Annotated in this window: 12 protein-coding genes; 9 read left to right on the top strand and 3 right to left on the bottom strand. The window is 41.0% G+C overall.

Annotated features, from left to right (window positions below):
• The first annotated feature begins 11 nt into the window (after positions 1–11).
• The 6 genes from flgK to fliD all read left to right on the top strand — a co-directional run bounded on the left by flgK (position 12) and on the right by fliD (position 8,802).
• Entirely contained in the window at positions 12–2,009 is a 1,998-nt protein-coding gene (flgK, locus tag L3Q70_RS11860; RefSeq protein ID WP_062569711.1) for a flagellar hook-associated protein FlgK, read from the top strand.
• Between the two features lie 2 nt (positions 2,010–2,011).
• A complete protein-coding gene (gene flgL / locus L3Q70_RS11855) occupies positions 2,012–3,265 on the top strand; it encodes a flagellar hook-associated protein FlgL (protein ID WP_062569712.1) in 1,254 nt (417 codons plus the stop codon).
• Between the two features lie 234 nt (positions 3,266–3,499).
• Positions 3,500–4,906, top strand: a complete 1,407-nt coding sequence (locus L3Q70_RS20380; RefSeq protein ID WP_062569713.1) for a flagellin — start codon at positions 3,500–3,502, stop codon at positions 4,904–4,906.
• 478 nt (positions 4,907–5,384) lie between these two features.
• Positions 5,385–6,782 (top strand): flagellin, encoded by a 1,398-nt coding sequence (locus L3Q70_RS11840; protein ID WP_193987627.1) that lies wholly within the window; start codon positions 5,385–5,387, stop codon positions 6,780–6,782.
• Positions 6,783–6,907: 125 nt separating this feature from the next.
• Positions 6,908–7,318: a flagellar protein FlaG gene (locus L3Q70_RS11835; protein ID WP_193987626.1), complete on the top strand. Its 411-nt coding sequence runs from the start codon at positions 6,908–6,910 to the stop codon at positions 7,316–7,318.
• Positions 7,319–7,362: 44 nt separating this feature from the next.
• Positions 7,363–8,802 carry a flagellar filament capping protein FliD gene (gene fliD / locus L3Q70_RS11830; RefSeq protein WP_237114309.1) on the top strand — a complete coding sequence of 480 codons (1,440 nt, stop codon included), beginning with the start codon at positions 7,363–7,365 and terminating at the stop codon, positions 8,800–8,802.
• Between the two features lie 511 nt (positions 8,803–9,313).
• Here the strand turns inward: fliD and L3Q70_RS11825 are convergent.
• Both L3Q70_RS11825 and fliS read right to left on the bottom strand, forming a co-directional pair.
• Positions 9,314–9,601: a hypothetical protein gene (locus L3Q70_RS11825; protein WP_193987624.1), complete on the bottom strand. Its 288-nt coding sequence runs from the start codon at positions 9,599–9,601 to the stop codon at positions 9,314–9,316.
• 1 nt (position 9,602) lies between these two features.
• Positions 9,603–10,004, bottom strand: coding sequence for a flagellar export chaperone FliS (fliS, locus tag L3Q70_RS11820; protein WP_062569718.1), 402 nt, complete (start codon positions 10,002–10,004; stop codon positions 9,603–9,605).
• Positions 10,005–10,311: 307 nt separating this feature from the next.
• Between fliS and L3Q70_RS11815 the strand changes: the two genes are divergently transcribed.
• Positions 10,312–11,751: a sigma-54 dependent transcriptional regulator gene (locus L3Q70_RS11815; RefSeq protein WP_062569719.1), complete on the top strand. Its 1,440-nt coding sequence runs from the start codon at positions 10,312–10,314 to the stop codon at positions 11,749–11,751.
• Between the two features lie 113 nt (positions 11,752–11,864).
• On the opposite strand, the gene L3Q70_RS11810 is transcribed toward L3Q70_RS11815, so the two are convergent.
• Positions 11,865–12,452, bottom strand: coding sequence for a DNA-3-methyladenine glycosylase I (locus L3Q70_RS11810; RefSeq protein ID WP_237114308.1), 588 nt, complete (start codon positions 12,450–12,452; stop codon positions 11,865–11,867).
• A gap of 128 nt (positions 12,453–12,580) precedes the next feature.
• On the opposite strand from L3Q70_RS11810, the gene L3Q70_RS11805 reads away from it, so the two are divergent.
• Positions 12,581–13,693 carry an ATP-binding protein gene (locus L3Q70_RS11805; protein ID WP_062569721.1) on the top strand — a complete coding sequence of 371 codons (1,113 nt, stop codon included), beginning with the start codon at positions 12,581–12,583 and terminating at the stop codon, positions 13,691–13,693.
• Positions 13,690–15,096 (top strand): sigma-54 dependent transcriptional regulator, encoded by a 1,407-nt coding sequence (locus L3Q70_RS11800; protein ID WP_062569722.1) that lies wholly within the window; start codon positions 13,690–13,692, stop codon positions 15,094–15,096. Before L3Q70_RS11805 ends, L3Q70_RS11800 begins: the two co-directional genes overlap by 4 nt.
• Positions 15,097–15,174: the final 78 nt, after the last annotated feature.

The following is a 15,174-nucleotide window of genomic DNA, read 5'->3' as shown; positions in this document are numbered from 1 at the left end:
AGTAAGCCCTCATGTCATTTAATATTTATGACATTGCAAATGCTGGTATAAGAGCAAACTCACAGTTGCTGCAAACCACCAGTAAAAATATAGCCAATGTTAATACAGAAGGCTATGTACGTGAGCGAACAGAATTTACTACCATGATCGACAATCAAGTTGGTCGTGGTGAAACTTATCGTTTACTCAATGAGTTTGCGCAAAAACAGCTCAATCGTGACACGTCAAGTAAAGCATTTTTTGACCAATTTGTAACTGAAGCAAGCCGCATGGATAGCTTATTTTCAGAAGAGTCAAATAGTGTATCAACCAGTGTTAATTCGTTTTTTAATAATATTCAAGAAAGCCTAAATCAGCCATCGTCAAATGTTGCGCGTTCTTTAGTGATGACAGATGCACAGAATCTAATTGATCAAATGGATAGACTATCGGGGATTGTTTCAGAGCAAAAAGCGGTTGTGAATGAGCAGTTAGAAATCTTTTCCGAAGAAGCGAATAATTTAATTCAAAGTATAAGTGAACTGAATTCACAAATTGTTGCTGTTGATGGCACTGACCGTGAGTCACTTTCAAGTAGCCTTTATAATGAACGTGATAAAGCGATTCGTGATTTATCTGAATTAATTGATATTGAAACGTTGGATGGAAGTAACGGTGAAAAGCAAGTTTATTTAGGCACAGGCGAAGCCTTAGTTATGGAAAATGGTACATTTAATTTATTTTCTTTAACAGGCGATCCTGATCCGAGTTTTCAAGAACTTAAGTTAGATGTCAATGGTGGCAAAGCTGTGCCGCTTGAGGTAGATACGGGTAAATTAAAAGGCAAAATTGGTGGTCTTTTATCATTTCGTGATGACATCCTCGTGCCGGCACACAACCAGCTTGGTCAAATGGGGTTGGCGCTTGCTGATGCATTCAACCAACAGAATCACCTAGGTATGACTGCAAATGGTGAAATGGGCGGAGATATTTTTGCTATCCCTTCAACCAATGGCCTTGCGTATCAGGCAAATACGGGTAACGCATCAATGACGGCAACTGTTGAAGCTGGGTTTGGTAGTTCACTACCAGCCAGTGATTTTGTGATTAGTTATACCAGCCCTACGACAGTGGAAATCCAAGCGGTTGATAATAAAGGTGAGCCAATTGGTGCAGTAACAACCGCAGATGTTGTGGGTGGGGTTATTGACTCTTCAACTATTACACCTGCCGGTGGTGAGTCATTTGGTTTAGAGCTCAATGTTTCTGGCACGGCGAATGTCGGTGATAAGTTTATGGTTAAATTAAACTCTCACGCTTCTGGCAATTTAGAGCTGGCTACAAACAGACCCGAAGACTTAGCGCTTGCATCGCCTATTCGTACTGCTAATGATATCAACAACACCAGTGATGCCAGTATTTCTGCCGGAACAGTAACCGATGCAGGCTATTTTGGTTCTCCAGTCAGTTTACCTAATGGCAGTATTACAATTTCTAAAACTGCAGAGCCAGATGAATATACAGTGTCTGATGGGGTTAATACTGAAACATTCAACGGAACACCGCCATTAAAAAATGTACTTTCAGCTGCAGGCGGTAATTTTGTAAATTACGGTTTTGATTTCGATATAGAAGGTACACCTGCTTTAGGTGATACATTTACTGTGGAAGCAAATGAAGGCGGAATTGACGATAACCGTAATGGTTTATTGCTTGCTGATATTCAGAATTCAAATATCGTGAGACGAAATGTTGACGGCTCAGCAGATAATAATCATCAGACCGTTAATCAAGCCTATACTGGTTTAGTGTCTGATATTGGTGTTGTTACAGGGCAAGCTCAAACGAATGGCGCGGCTTTTACAGCGTTGGCTGAGCAATCTGAAGCATGGTATGAGTCTTTGTCGGGTGTAAACCTAGATGAAGAAGCTGCTAACTTGCTTCGTTTTCAACAATCTTATGCGGCGTCTGCACAAGTGCTTGCGACTGCCCGTTCAGTTTTTGATACCTTATTAAGTGCGGCGAGGTAATTATGCGTTTATCTAATAATTTAATGTACCAAAGCAGTATCAACAAAATTCTTGAAGGGCAGCAAGGTGTTGCTAATGCACAAGAGCGCGTGAATACTGGACAAAAATATTTATCGACTTCAGAAAGCCCGTCTGCCTACTCGCAAGCATCTTTATTTACAAATAAAATCCAGACAAACGAGCAGTATACTAAAAATATTAATCAACTGAATGGCCGATTAGAAACAGAAGAGAGTGTACTACAAAATATTAATACCACCATTCAGGCTGCGCAAGAGCTAACAATTCGTGCCGGTAATGGAGCAATGAGCCAAACAGACTTACAAACCATTGCCAGCGAGCTGGAGGAGCTGCAAAAGTCTTTGCTCAGCTCAATGAATAGCCAATCTGAAGATGGCAAGTATATTTTTTCTGGTTATCAAGATAGCACGCAAACATACAGCCTGAATACGCTAACTGGCTTATATGAATATCAAGGCGATCAGGGACAGCATAAAGTAACAATAGCTAAAGGTGTTGATGTTCGCTCAAGTGATAATGGTTTTACTGCGTTCGAAAAAGTGAATGCCCGCCTTGATGTGGTATCAAATGAGGGAACAGCGGCAGGCGGTGTTACATCGGGTACAGTGTATGTCAAAAAACAAGCTGATTTTGATAAGTTCCATCAAGCGAATTACGACTTGAACCCGACGGCATTGCCTGCAGATAATACATTTCAAGTCGAACTTGTTCCGGGTGTTAACCCTGGTGACCCTGACACCTATGTTATTAATGATGGCTATGGTAATCCAATCACCCCAGCAGTGACTGGTGAATACACAGGCGAGCCAATTGAATATGCCGGTATGGAGTTTAAGCTAGAGGGCGCAGCCCCTGGTACGTTTGATTTTTCGTTGCAACAACCGCAAAAAGAAAATGTACTCAATACCATGCAAAACCTGATCACTAGCCTTAATAGTGGTCTTGAAGGCGATGAGCTGCACGATGCACTCGCTGATGGCTTAGTACAATTACAAAATGCCAGTGATCAAGTTGTGTTTACCCAAGCAAGTTTAGGTGCCCGCATGAACTTGGTTGAACAAGTGACGGATTCAAATAGCGCGTTAGATATTAATAATAAAGAGAGTAAAGCAAACCTAGTTGAAGTAGACATGGCCGAAGCGATTAGCGACCTAACGAAACATGAAACAGCGTTGCAGGCATCACAAGCAACTTTTGGGCGCTTAGCCAACTTAACATTGTTTGATTATTTATAGTGACAAAACATCGGAAATAGTTTGCCTATTTCTAAAAAAGCCAGTGGCAATAAATTGTCACTGGCTTTTTTATTATAAGCTTTATTATAAAGAGTCAATTAAAAGTTATTATAAAACAAGATGTTAAAATTTATTTTTGAGCTGGCACGCTTCCTGCTTTATGTGTTTTACAAAGCGCGTGGTTCCTCACATTATCATTGGACCACAGCCTAATTAAAACTAGGAGATGGTAAAATGGCATTAACAGTCAATACTAATGTGTCGTCACTAAACGCACAGCGTAATCTGAATAAATCAAGTCAAGGTTTAACAACCTCAATGGAACGCTTAGCGTCAGGTATGCGTATTAATAGCGCCAAAGACGATGCTGCGGGCCTACAAATTTCAAACCGTTTAACATCACAAATAAACGGTCTTGCAGTCGCACAGCGTAACGCAAATGATGGTATCTCAATGGCGCAAACAGCTGAAGGTGCGATGCAAGAGTCTACCAGTATCTTACAACGTATGCGTGAGCTTGCGCTTCAAGCTGCAAATGGTTCAAACTCAGCAGAAGATAGAGACGCGCTACAGCAAGAAGTTACAGCATTACAAACAGAATTAACTCGTATCTCTGATACAACAACGTTCGGTGGTGTACAGCTACTCGATGGAACCTTTGGCACTAAGCAATTCCAAGTGGGCTCAGATGCGAACCAAACGATTGATGTAACACTTGAGAGCACAGCTGCGGGTGATATCGGCTCACATGAAGTGAAAGGTGGTGGGTCAGTTTTTGGTGAGTTTAATAACTCAACACTTGCAACAGAGTTTGCTAATGGTACTGGTGGCAGCGTAACTTTCTCTGGTTATAAGGGTGCTTATACACATACCTATGCAAATACACAATCAGCAGTGGATGTGGCTGAGGCAATTAATGCAGAAAATACAGGTATTGAAGCAAAAGCCTATGTGAATGTAACAATCGACAATTTAGGTGTTGATGATGATGGTACTTTAAACGTAGGTACTAAATCTTATGATTTAGCAACGTTTGCGGGTAACGCGGAACGTTTATCTGAAGAGCTTGCTAAAGATGGCTTTAATGTAAAATTTGATGCAGATACAGGCTCTATTGATCTAACTGCTGAAGGTGTGAATGGGGTTGAAATCACAGGTTCAACGCTACCAGGTGCTACGGTGCAGTTAGATGGTAATGCAACAGCAGCTGATGTGAGTAAAACGTCTGAACTAAGACTTACCTCAACTCAACAGTTTACAGTGGGTGATGATGGTACGGCAGACGCGGCAGAACTTGTTGCAGGAACTGCCTCTACGTTATCTACTGTTAAAGATATTGATATTGCATCGTCTCAAGATGGTGCGCAAAGTGCTATTGATGTTATTGACTCGGCAATTGCACAAATTGACAGTATTCGAGCTGGACTTGGTGCGGTACAGAACCGTTTTGGTCACACAATTAGTAACTTAGCGAATGTTGCTGAAAACGTATCGGCTTCACGTAGCCGTATTCAAGATACTGATTTTGCAACAGAAACAGCGCACATGACGAAAAACCAAATCTTGCAACAAGCGGGTACGTCAATTTTGTCGCAAGCGAATCAAATACCACAAGCAGCAATCAGCCTATTGGGTGGCTAACATTAGTTGTTATTCTAAAAACGCACTCACTGAGTGCGTTTTTTGTTTTAAGCGTCAGATCTTTTACTATCCTAGGTGGATATCGATAATTAGATTTTGCCAAAGAGCTTACGGGCAACTTTATCTTGAAATAGCTATTAATAAGTACGATGAGTAATAGTTGTGACTCTTGGTCGCACGGTTTTATTAAGCATCACTGCATTAGTAGAAAACGTAATAATGGCTCTTTTAAGCGATAAATGTAGGGATTGAATGCAAAACATCTTCTTTAAATAGACGGTTTAATGAATAATAAAATTCAATAATTTTAAACAGTTAAATTATTTTCTAATAAAAATATCATTTTTTTTGAAAAAAAGTCTAAAGATAAATCTTCACCTGCCGTTAACTTAACCAGTACAGAGCTTGAACATACAATTGTGAAAGTTCTTGGTTAAATCAATACAGATATATTACGAAAGTAATCAGGAGTTTTATCATGGCTTTATCAGTAAATACAAATGTATCTTCATTAAATGCTCAACGTAACTTGTCTCGTTCAAGTGAAGGCTTAGCAACTTCAATGGAACGTTTAGCATCAGGTATGCGTATCAACAGCGCAAAAGATGATGCGGCTGGCCTACAAATTTCAAACCGTTTAACTTCACAGGTAAATGGTCTAGCAGTAGCACAACGTAATGCTAACGACGGTATCTCAATGGCACAAACTGCTGAAGGTGCGATGAATGAGTCAACAAGTATCCTTCAACGTATGCGTGAGCTAGCACTACAATCAGCTAACGGTTCAAACTCTGCTGAAGACCGTGATGCACTTCAAGAAGAAGTTGTAGCACTACAAACAGAATTAACACGTATCGCTGATACAACGACATTCGGTGGTGTAAAACTACTAGATGGTAGCTTTGGTACAAAACAGTTCCAAGTTGGTTCAAATGCAAACCAAACAATTGACATCACATTAGATGGTACAAGCTCAACGGATCTTGGTGCAAATGAAATCAAAGGTGCAGGTACTACTTTTGGTGTAGTAGCAGCAGATACACTTGCAGCCGGTAATGTTCCAACAGCGGGTGATGTAACATTCTCTGGTTATAAAGGTGCAGCAACAATCGCTGTAGGTGGAACTGACTCTGCGAAAGACGTTGCAGATGCTTTAAATGCTGAAAACACAGGTATTGAAGCTGAAGCATATGTTGAAGTACAGATTGCTGCGCTTAGTGTAGACGACGACGGTACACTGAATATTGGTGATGAGTCTTATGACCTAGCTGATTACGCAGGTAACACTGAGCGTTTATCTGAAGACCTTGCTAAAGCTGGTTTTGATGTAACTTACGACGCAGACGCAAATACAATTGACCTAAAAGCAACTGATGTTGATGGTGTTGAGATTGTTGGTTCAACTGCGGGTACTGTTACTTTAGGTGGTACTGCAGCGGGTACGGGTGATGTATCTAAAACATCAGAGCTTCGCCTAACATCAACTCAGTCGTTCACAGTGGGTGATGACGGTACTGCGGATACAGCTGAGCTACTATCTGGTGCAACTTCAACGTTGAATGATGTTAACAGCATCGATATTTCAACAAGCCAAACATCTGCTCAAGAAGCAATTGATGTTATTGACTCGGCAATTGCACAGATTGATAGCCAACGTGCGAGCCTAGGTGCGGTTCAAAACCGTTTTGGTCACACAATCAGCAACCTTGCAAACATCTCTGAAAACGTATCTGCTTCACGTAGCCGTATTCAAGATACTGACTTTGCAACAGAAACTGCGCACATGACTAAAAACCAAATCTTGCAACAAGCAGGTACATCAATCTTGTCGCAAGCGAACCAATTACCACAAGCAGCGCTTAGCTTAATTGGTTAATAGTGTGATTAGTTACAACAACTAATGGTTAAGTCAGCATTAGTTAACTAAAATAAAAAGGAGATTGGCTTAGCTAATCTCCTTTTGTTGTATTAGCCATAGGGTAAAATGTTTAAGGAGGCGTTATGAGTGCAATAACCCAAAGCCCTGATTTTGCAGTGGCTCCGCAAAAAGCTGATGATAAGTTAGCTGCGAGTCCACAACTGACAGCAACGGCGGTTGATGAATCAAATAAAACGGAAAATACACTTCAACAACAAACAGAGCAAAATAATCAACAAGTGCAACAAAGCGGTGAAAAAGATGAGTTGGGCCGCGAGCAGCTTGAGAAAATGGCGCAACAATTGCAAGACTTCATGGGCGAAATGAATCGCAGTTTGCAGTTTCAAGTTGATGAAGAGTCGGGCCGTGATGTTATTAAAGTGGTTGATAAAAACAGTGGTGAGCTAATTAAGCAATACCCATCTGAAGAAGTGTTGAGCCTAGTGGCTAAACTTTCAGAAACCGCTGGTTTTTTAATTGATCAAACAGCTTAGCTTTTTGCTACTTTGATTTAAATAGGTAATTAAGAGGATGTGTTATGGCTATTTCATTTAATGGTTTAGGTTCAGGTTTAGCAGTATCAGATATTGTTGATGCGTTAGTTAATGCTGAGCGCACCCCTTTTACTTCACGTTTAAATAAAAGAGAAGCAACGTTAACAACGGATATTTCAGCAGCTGGTGCACTCAAATCAGCACTTGAAAAACTGCAAACCTCAATGGAAGCATTGGGCGATGTTGAAAACTACCAAAGAAGAAGTATTTCTGGTGGTGATGACTTTCTTTCCGTTGAGTCAGATAAAGATGCTCAGCCTGGTGGTTATAATGTAAAGGTTGATGCGCTCGCACAAGCACATAAGCTGTCATCACCAGCTTTTGCTGCGGATGAGCCGATTGGTAGTGGCGTTATTACCATTAGCTCAGGCGAGAATAGTTTTTCTACTGTATTGTCACCAACAAATACATTAGAGGATTTACGAGACCAAATAAATAATGGTCCATTCACGGGCACTGATAGTAATGACTCTGTGACAGCAACAATAGTAACAACGGACGCTGGACAGCATTTAGTATTAACAAGTAAAGAAACCGGTGAAGAAAATGCCATCAGCATTACAGTGCAAGATGGTGATGGTAACAACTCTGATACAGGTGGTCTTTCTCGCTTAGCATATGATGTATCAGATGCCGACCCTGCTAATCACGTCACTAACTTAACCGAAGTTGATGCCGCACAGAATGCACAAATTACCATTGATGGCACACTCACCGTGACGAGTAACACAAATGAGTTTAAGAATGTTATCGATGGCGTAGATATTACAGCTAAAAAAGCACATGGCACAGATGATGATGACAGCTCATTAAAAGTTACAGAGAATAATAGCAACATCAAGGCTGGCTTAAACAGTTTTATTGAAAGCTACAATGAGTTACTTGAGCTAAGCAAAAATCTTGGCCGCTCAGGCGAAGACGGAGCTGGTGTTATGGCTGGTGATTCTATGCTTCGTGGTGTGATGTCAAAACTTCGTCAACAGCTAACCAATGAAGTTGGCTTGAGTGATGGCAGTAGCTTGTCATTATCTAAGCTTGGGGTTGAAGCAGACCGTTACGGTAAACTGACCTTAGATACAGAACGCCTAGATGAGCAAGTAAAAGCAGATGTGGATTTAGTTCAAGAATTCTTTTTAGGTGACAATGAAGACGAGGGCGGCTTTGCGCAGTCGTTTGATGAGCTTATGAGCTTTTATACTGACTCTGATGGTATTGTTCAAAACAGAATTGACAGTAAACAAACTCAGTTAGATGGTTTAGATGATGAGCGCATTGATTTTGCAAGAAAAATGGAATCTTTAGAGTCTCGTTTATATGCACAATATAACAGCATGGATTTACTTGTTGCACAGCTAAACTCAACCAGCAGTTATGTTCAAGCACAGCTTGATAATATGCCTGGGGTTGTCAAAAAGAGTAATTAGTAAACTTAGCACCTTTCCTTATTTAAGCGCCAACTTCTTTGGCGCTTTTTAGTTTTTGGCGTACAAACTATTTTTTATCAAGTATTACGCTTTGCTTGAAAACCCTCACAAACATAATCAGTTTACCCACGTTGCACCCTTATGATGCTTCGAAAATGAATAACAAAAGTGGTATTAACCTAGGGGGTAGTCGCGACTTTATGTCGCGCAATTGAGACAGCACAAGTAATATTAACCCGTGATGTAGTCGCGACTTTATGTCGCGTAATTGAATAACAAAAGTGGTATTAACCTAGGATGTAGTCGCGACTTTATGTCGCGCAACTGATATAACAAAAGTGATATTAACCCATGATGTAGTCGCGACTTTATGTCGCGCAATTGATACAGCAAGAGTGATATTAATCAGTATCGTAGTTGCACCTTTATGTCGCGTAATTGAATAGCAAAAGTGATATTAACCCGTGATGTAGTCGCGCAATTGAGGTAATAAAAACAACTAAACGCTTGATTAGCGCTTAGTTGCTTTATATTTAGAGATAGCCTTGTTTGATTTTCGTTGGCTGAGAAGCTCTGCTTGTGTTTTGTCTCTTGCGCTTTTTAGTCTGGCCATGGCGGAAGAAATACGGGTTTGTATTGCTGAGAGCTCTTGTTCGGTTGGAGGTGTGCTACTTTCACACCAAGCCCTTAGCTTTTTATCGATAGCCACTAACGATTGGCTGGCAAGCTCAATCTCAGTTTTATCTATATGCTCTGAAAGGGCAGTGAGTTGCTCGTCCAGAGTCAGATTATCAGGCATTTTATTGATCAGCTTTAGGTGTGCGCTCATCTGCTGGAATGGCATCCCAGCCTTCTTTTATTTCTTTTACGATTCGAATAACGTCATCAATTGCATCAATATCATTATTGATATTTGCTTCTGTTAGACGGCGTTGGCAAAAGTCGTAAAGTGATAAAAGGTTATTAGAAATTTCTCCGCCTTTCTCAAAGTTTAAAGCGTCTTGTAAAGCGCCAAACAATAAAATGCTACTAGAGATATTCTCACCCTTTTTTTCCAGTTCTTTACGTTCAATAAAGCCCTTTGTTGCCGCTAATCTGCCAATGATATTATTGAAGATAAGGTTTATCTGCTCGTACGGTGTCATTTCGTTGATGTTGCTAACGCTAACCTGACTGTACTTTTTTACTGAGATGTGTGCCATGAGAAAATCCTATAATTAAAACACCAATTAATAAAACAAATCTAAGCAATATTAGTGCCATAGATAGTATCGGCAGAATTAACTTTTTCTTTATCTTAGTCTAGATGAATTATACAAATGTGCGTAGCTGCACTAAAGCAAAAACTTCTCTATTGAGTTAAGTTAGTAGTTTAGTATTGCTTTTTCTACTAAGTGACTATTTTTTGGCGTTGATGTCAATAAATTGCCGCTTTGCGCTTGCATCCCGTTCAAACTCGCTTACAATTTAAAAATTAACTAACCGAGTGGTAACTGTGGTTCGCCAATAATGATCTTAATTTTAGACAATAATAATAATCGTGCGATAGGTTTACATGCAGCACTTACCTTTATAGGTGAAGCTGTTCAATTGGTTGATGAGTCAACACTACAAACATTTTGTGAGAAGCATCAACAGCAAGAATGTATGGTGATTCTTGGGGCTTTACAGCAACTAAGCCATGAAACCGTTATAAAGCAGTTTCCTGCTATCCCATTCTTATTGATAGGTGAAACACTCAAGCCTTTATTGAGTATTGCTAACGTGGTGGGGTTAATTTGTGAACCCTTTAACCATGATGTAACTACCCAGCTTTTGCATGATTGTCAGCAATATCAACGTATGTTGCCAGGCGAGCATAAACAGTCTAAATCGCATAAATCATTTGATGGTTTAGTGGGTGAAACTGATGCAGTCAAAGACGTTCGCTTTTTAATTGAACAAGTCGCAAAAACAGATGCCAATGTGCTCATTTTAGGTGAATCTGGCACTGGTAAAGAAGTTGTTGCCCGTAATGTTCACTTATTGTCTAAGCGTAACACAGGACCATTTGTTCCAGTAAACTGCGGAGCAATCCCTGGGGAGTTACTTGAAAGTGAGTTATTTGGTCATGAAAAAGGCGCTTTTACAGGTGCGATTTCTGCACGTAAAGGTCGCTTCGAATTGGCCCAAGGTGGTACGCTCTTTTTAGATGAAATTGGTGACATGCCATTGCAAATGCAGGTGAAGTTACTACGTGTTTTACAAGAGAGAAGCTATGAGCGGGTAGGGGGGACTAAGCCTATTCAGGCTGATGTGCGCATCATTGCTGCAACCCACAGAAATCTTGAGGATATGATCGAAAAAGGGGATTTTCGTGAAGATCTTTTTTATCGCTTAAATGTATTTCCGATTGAAAACCCATCACTAAGTGAACGCGCAGACGATATTCCACTGTTATTAAAAGAGTTAATGCGCCGTGTAAACGAGCAAAGTGGCACCACAGCCAAGTTCACTGAGCGCGCGATTCAAAGTTTAAAAGAGCATGCGTGGCCTGGCAATATTCGAGAGCTGGCGAACCTTGTTGAGCGTATGGTAATCATGTTCCCTGATAAGGTCGTTGATGTACCAGACTTACCAAGCAAATACCGCTATATTGAAGTCGATGCCTATGAACCTGAATACCCTGAAGAGTTGATGGAGCGAGATGCCTTTAACGATATTTTCAGCAGTGGTTTTAGCGATTACGAGGACGAAGAGCCTGAACTTTCAGCCGCGTCAGCTGATTCAGGGTTATTACCTGAAGAAGGTATTGAGCTAAAAGAGTATTTAGCAGATTTAGAAATAAGCCTGATTAGCCAAGCCCTTGAGCGTTATGACTATGTGGTGGCACGTGCCGCTGAAATTTTAGGTGTACGCCGTACAACCCTAGTCGAAAAAATGAAAAAGTATAATCTGTCGCGAGATTAACCTGCTTTAGCTTTTCATTATTACCCCAAAAAATGTGTAGGTCATATTAGCAACACGCTGTGATAGATGACCTACTTGTTTTTATTCGCTTCAAATTAACACTAATCGTGCAATCAATACTGCGCAATTATTTCAGCTTTTCTAAAACAACCATTACTGTGATCATTAACCATACCGCATGCTTGCATATGCGCATACACGGTTGTTGGTCCTAAAAATTTAAAGCCGCGCTTTTTTAGATCTTTAGCAAAAGCGGTCGAGGCTTCTGTAATTGCAGGGTAATCCTCTCGCTTTTCAAGGTTATTCACTAGTGGTTTACCACCTACAAACTGCCATTGATAGTTTGAGAAACTACCAAATTCTCGTTGAATCTCTAAAAAGCAGTTAGCATTGTTGATTGTTGCAGCAATTTTCAAACGATTACGGATAATGCTGTCATCTTGCATTAAACGTTCTATATCGCTTTCATTCATTTTGGCGACGTCATCGACGACAAAGTTTTTAAATGCTCTGCGATAACCTTCACGCTTTTTCAAAATAGTGTACCAACTGAGTCCTGCTTGTGCAGACTCAAGAGTAATGAACTCAAAAAGACGATGATCATCGTAGACGGGTACACCCCATTCTTCATCATGATAGGCCACATAATCTTCTTTACTGATGTCGAGCCATGGGCAGCGACAAAGGTGTTCTTTTTGCATCGTTCCCTCGCAGTTGTCATTTTTTTGTCGTTGTTAAATTAACCTTTAATTTATTGAATTTAAACAATAATAAATTTGGTATGGTTTGTGCATTTACACTGTCAGACACGATTTTTGAGTAGTTAATTATGGCCTTGGCAAATGTACTAAAACCACAATTTATCACAGCTAATCAATATAACCCATGTTTACAGCAAGAAGAGTATGTGGGGGAATTAAGTGAGCTTCGCCAGCAAGCGAGTTGGCTTAGTCATTTGGTTGATACTATGCCTGCAGGTGTGGTGGTGCTAGATGGGCGCGGCATGATTGCAAAAGCAAATCAAATCGCGATAGACATGCTGGGTGAGCCATTAGAAGGTGAAAAGTGGTTTAGCGTTATTCAGCGCTCGTTTCGCCCTAAGCAAGATGATGGTCATGAGGTGTCATTAAAAGATGGTCGTTTAATCAAGCTCGATATTACAGCCCTAGCCCCTGAGCCTGGGCAACTCATCCTAATGACAGATTTGACCGAAACGCGCAGGTTGCAAAAGCGTGTAGCGCATATGCAACGTTTAAGTGCCCTTGGCAAAATGGTTGCTTCTCTTGCTCATCAAGTCAGGACGCCGCTTTCAGCAGCTATGCTATATGCTGCAAACTTAGGCTCGAAGCGATTACCTGAAGCATCGCGTGGTAATTTCCATACTAAGTTAATGTCGCGTTTAAAAGATTTAGAAACCCAAGTGAATGACATGCTTTTATTTGCTAAAAGCGGTGAGCAGCAAGTTGTTGAAAGTGTCTCGATGCAACAGCTTTTAAGTGAAGTTAAAGCGGGTGCCGATGCAATGGTTGCCCAAAATCACAGCGAGCTTGTCGTTAGTTTACCTGAGCCAGATATCGAAATTGTCGGTAATAAAACCGCACTGGCAAGTGCCGTTCAAAACCTTATTCATAATAGTATTCAAATAATTGGCAGTCAGGCACGTGTTGAGCTGAGTGCTGAGCGAGATGACAAAGATGAAAATTGCGTGCGCATAAGTGTCAGCGACAATGGCCCAGGTATTGATACTCGTTTAGCAGATAAATTATTTGAACCGTTTTTTACCACTAAAAGCCAAGGTACAGGGCTTGGACTGGCTGTAGTCAGCTCAGTCGCCAATGCCCATCAAGGGCGGGTTGAAGTATATAACAACGCACATGGTGGTGCCTGTTTTAGTTTGATCTTGCCTATTAGTGCAGAACCTATGTTAGCGGAGGCAAAATGAGTACTCATCCTATTTTAGTCGTTGAAGATGACGCAGGCCTACGAGAAGCGCTGATTGATACACTAGAAATGTCAGGTATTGATTGTATTGCTGCCGATAGTGCCGAGCAGGCGATGGTCTTGTTAAAACAAAATACCTATGCATTGGTAGTCAGTGATGTGCAAATGGGCACTATGAGTGGTCTCGACTTATTGCGCAGCATTAAATTGAATTACCCAGAGTTGCCCGTTTTGATGATGACAGCGTATGCCACCATTGATGATGCGGTTGAAGCAATGCGCCTTGGTGCTATTGACTATATGGCCAAGCCGTTTGCGCCAGAAGTGCTCCTTAATATGGTCAGTCGTTATTTACCAGAGAAAGAAAAAGAGACCGAAGGCCCGATTGTCGCAGATCCATCAAGCATAAAGCTACTTGAGCTGGCCAGTAAAGTGGCTCGCTCTGACGCCAGTGTTATGGTGCTTGGCCCAAGTGGGTCAGGTAAAGAAGTCTTAGCGCGTTATATTCACGATAAATCAAGCCGTGCTGACGCGCCTTTTGTTGCAATTAACTGCGCAGCCATCCCCGAAAACATGCTTGAGGCAACATTATTTGGTTACGAAAAAGGTGCTTTTACAGGCGCTATTCAAGCTTGCCCAGGTAAATTTGAACAGGCGCAAGGCGGCACTATTTTACTTGATGAAATCACTGAGATGGACTTAGGGCTGCAAGCAAAATTACTGCGTGTATTACAAGAGCGTGAAGTGGAGCGACTGGGTAGCCGTAAAACGATTGAACTTGATGTTCGTGTTTTGGCAACCAGCAACCGTGATCTAAAAGACGCTGTTAGTAACAATTTATTCAGAGAAGACTTATACTATCGTTTAAATGTATTCCCACTGATGTGGCGGCCACTTGCTGAGCGTCCAGGTGACATTATTATTCTGGCTGAGCATTTGATTGAACGACACTGCTTGAAAAGCAAAGAGCCAATTGCACTGATTACAGAAGGCGCAAAGCAGAAGTTACTAGCGCATGCGTGGCCTGGTAACGTACGTGAGCTTGATAATGTCATTCAACGGGCACTCATTTTATGTGATGGCAACAGTATTCATGAGAATGATATTTTCATCGAAGAGTTGTTATCACCAAGTTCAGAGCCAACCCAATCGGCTCCATCACATAATGCCCCGATTTACCAAGAGCAGCCTGTAGAGCCTCAGCTTGCGAGTATTCCTCAAGTGAACGAGCAAGGTAATTATAAAGACGAACTCAAAGATAAAGAGCATCGTATTATCTTAGAGACGCTAGCTAAATGCCAAGGCAAACGCAAAGAGGTTGCTGAGACTTTAGGAATTAGTCCTCGTACACTTAGGTATAAGTTGGCGCAAATGCGTGACCTTGGGATCGCATTACCAGCCTAATCCATATTTTTTCTTACACAAACAAGCTCACATTATCGTGAGCTTGTTTGCTGTCAAAACTCTGACAACAACAAATTA

The organism is Pseudoalteromonas sp. CF6-2 (genome assembly GCF_021729425.1).
Classification (GTDB): Bacteria; Pseudomonadota; Gammaproteobacteria; order Enterobacterales; family Alteromonadaceae; genus Pseudoalteromonas; species Pseudoalteromonas arabiensis.
Note: the sequence above shows the minus strand (reverse complement) of the source record. Positions and strands in the feature narration are given on the sequence as shown.

What these genes read in the sequence shown, in the direction of transcription:
- L3Q70_RS20380 (WP_062569713.1), top strand. Translation starts at nt 3,500, where the DNA reads ATGGCATTAACAGTCAATACTAATGTGTCGTCACTAAACGCACAGCGT.
- flgL (WP_062569712.1), top strand. Translation starts at nt 2,012, where the DNA reads ATGCGTTTATCTAATAATTTAATGTACCAAAGCAGTATCAACAAAATT.
- L3Q70_RS11835 (WP_193987626.1), top strand. Translation starts at nt 6,908, where the DNA reads ATGAGTGCAATAACCCAAAGCCCTGATTTTGCAGTGGCTCCGCAAAAA.
- L3Q70_RS11840 (WP_193987627.1), top strand. Translation starts at nt 5,385, where the DNA reads ATGGCTTTATCAGTAAATACAAATGTATCTTCATTAAATGCTCAACGT.
- L3Q70_RS11810 (WP_237114308.1), bottom strand. Translation starts at nt 12,452, where the DNA reads ATGCAAAAAGAACACCTTTGTCGCTGCCCATGGCTCGACATCAGTAAA.
- L3Q70_RS11825 (WP_193987624.1), bottom strand. Translation starts at nt 9,601, where the DNA reads ATGCCTGATAATCTGACTCTGGACGAGCAACTCACTGCCCTTTCAGAG.
- flgK (WP_062569711.1), top strand. Translation starts at nt 12, where the DNA reads ATGTCATTTAATATTTATGACATTGCAAATGCTGGTATAAGAGCAAAC.
- L3Q70_RS11815 (WP_062569719.1), top strand. Translation starts at nt 10,312, where the DNA reads ATGATCTTAATTTTAGACAATAATAATAATCGTGCGATAGGTTTACAT.
- L3Q70_RS11800 (WP_062569722.1), top strand. Translation starts at nt 13,690, where the DNA reads ATGAGTACTCATCCTATTTTAGTCGTTGAAGATGACGCAGGCCTACGA.
- fliS (WP_062569718.1), bottom strand. Translation starts at nt 10,004, where the DNA reads ATGGCACACATCTCAGTAAAAAAGTACAGTCAGGTTAGCGTTAGCAAC.
- L3Q70_RS11805 (WP_062569721.1), top strand. Translation starts at nt 12,581, where the DNA reads ATGGCCTTGGCAAATGTACTAAAACCACAATTTATCACAGCTAATCAA.
- fliD (WP_237114309.1), top strand. Translation starts at nt 7,363, where the DNA reads ATGGCTATTTCATTTAATGGTTTAGGTTCAGGTTTAGCAGTATCAGAT.